Raw genomic sequence first — 1,802 nt, forward strand, 5'->3', positions numbered from 1 at the left:
GCGCGACGAGCGCTTCGGGGCGGTGACCGGACCCCTGGCCGAGCGGATCGAGGACCACGAGGAGTGGGCCGGCAAGCTCCGCATCGGCGTCACCGTGTTCGCCGTACTCGCCTTCGTGGCGGCCTGGTTCCACACCCGCACGGGTGCCGTCCGCACCGCCCTGGCCGCACTGACGGTCCTGGCCGCCCTCGCCACCGGCGTACTGGTCTTCCTCACCGGTGACGCCGGCGCCCAGGCCACGTGGAAGATCGACGGCTAGCGCGAGTTGGGGCTTGTCACCCTCGACTTGGGGTTTCTGTACGTCGACGCGGTCGACAAGTCACAACTCGGCGGTGACAAACCCCAAGTCGCGGTCAGTAGTCGGTCACGGACCGGGCGGCGAGCAGTCGCCGGAACGACGTCACCCGGTCGGGGTCGGCCGCACCGTCGGTGACCGCGACGTCCAGCCCGCACTCGGGCTCGTCCTCGCCGTGGGTGCACCCACGGGGGCAGTCCTCGGTCATCTCGTCGAGGTCGGGGAACGCCTCGATCAGCGTCTCGGGCTTCACGTGCGCCAGGCCGAACGACCGGATGCCGGGGGTGTCGATGATCCAGCCGCCCGCGGCCCAGTCGTCGGGGAGCGGCAGCAGGACGGCCGACGTCGACGTGTGGCGGCCGCGGCCGGTGACGGCGTTGACGTGGCCGATCTTCCGCTTCGCGTCCGGCACCAGGGCGTTGACCAGGGTCGACTTGCCGACGCCGCTGTGTCCGACCAGCACGCTGACCTCGCCGGCCAGGCGTTCCTGGACGGCCTCGAGGCCGAGGATGCTGCGGTCCGGTCCACGCTGGGTGACCACCCAGGGCACGCCGAGCGAGCGGTACGTCGAGAGCAGCACCTCGGGGTCGGCCAGGTCGGACTTGGTGAGACAGAGCAACGGCGACAGCCCGGCGTCGTACGCCGCCACGAGGGCGCGGTCGATGAGGCCGGTGCGCGGCTCGGGGTCGGCGAGCGCGGTGACGACCACCAGCTGGGTCGCATTGGAGACCAGGACGCGCTCGACGGGGTCGTCGTCGTCCGCCGTACGACGAAGGACGGTCGAGCGCGGAGTGACCTCCACGATCCGGGCCAGTGAGCCGTCGTCGCCGGAGACGTCACCGACCACGCGCACGCGGTCACCGGTGACGACGCCCTTGCGGCCGAGCGGGCGGGCCTTCATCGCCGTCACGACCGCGTCGCCGATCAGCAGCGTGTAGCGGCCGCGGTCGACGGTGACGACCACTCCGTCGACGGCGTCGTCGTGGGCGGGGCGGTCCTTGGTGCGGGGGCGGGTGCGCTTCCGGGGACGTTCGTAGTGCTCGACGTCGTGGTCGGTGTAGCGCGCCATCAGACCGGGCCGGGTGAGAAGAGGCCGGACCAGAAGGCCGCGAAGTCGGGGAAGGTCTTGCTGGTCGTGGAGACGTTCTCGACGAGCACGCCGGGCACGGCCGCACCGATGATCACGCCGGCGTGCGCCATCCGGTGGTCGGCGTACGTGTGGAACACGCCGCCCGACAGGGGAGCGGGCTTGATGGACAACCCGTCGGGGTGCTCGACGACGGCCGCGCCCAGGGCGCCGAGCTCAGCGGCCAGGGCCGCGAGCCGGTCCGTCTCGTGGCCGCGGATGTGGGCGATGCCGGTCAGGTGGGACGGCGTCGACGCCAGTGCGCAGAGCGCGGCGATGGCCGGGGCGAGCTCGCCGACGTCGTGCAGGTCCGCCTCGAGGCCGAGCAGGCCGTGGTGGCCGTCCGCGGGCCCCGTCACGGTCAGCCCGTCGTCGCCGAGC

2 protein-coding genes and 1 pseudogene are annotated in these 1,802 nt (G+C 72.5%); 1 reads left to right on the forward strand and 2 read right to left on the reverse strand.

The window, feature by feature from the left end:
• A partial coding sequence (locus ACOADB_RS15845; protein ID WP_378600472.1) for a hypothetical protein occupies positions 1–259 on the forward strand: 259 nt, incomplete at its 5' end.
• A 94-nt stretch (positions 260–353) separates the two neighbouring features.
• On the opposite strand, the gene rsgA is transcribed toward ACOADB_RS15845, so the two are convergent.
• Together rsgA and ACOADB_RS15855 are read right to left on the reverse strand one after the other, a co-directional pair.
• Positions 354–1,364 carry a ribosome small subunit-dependent GTPase A gene (gene rsgA / locus ACOADB_RS15850; RefSeq protein WP_378600475.1) on the reverse strand — a complete coding sequence of 337 codons (1,011 nt, stop codon included), beginning with the start codon at positions 1,362–1,364 and terminating at the stop codon, positions 354–356.
• Positions 1,364–1,802 (reverse strand): annotated as a pseudogene (locus tag ACOADB_RS15855) (3-phosphoshikimate 1-carboxyvinyltransferase); the annotation flags it as partial. The pseudogene ACOADB_RS15855 and the gene rsgA, both read right to left, overlap by 1 nt.

The organism is Nocardioides sp. CPCC 206348 (genome assembly GCF_048654705.1).
Classification (GTDB): Bacteria; Actinomycetota; Actinomycetes; order Propionibacteriales; family Nocardioidaceae; genus Nocardioides.

Excerpts from the sequence above, each read along its gene's own strand:
- rsgA (WP_378600475.1), bottom strand. The coding sequence starts at position 1,364 with ATGGCGCGCTACACCGACCACGACGTCGAGCACTACGAACGTCCCCGG.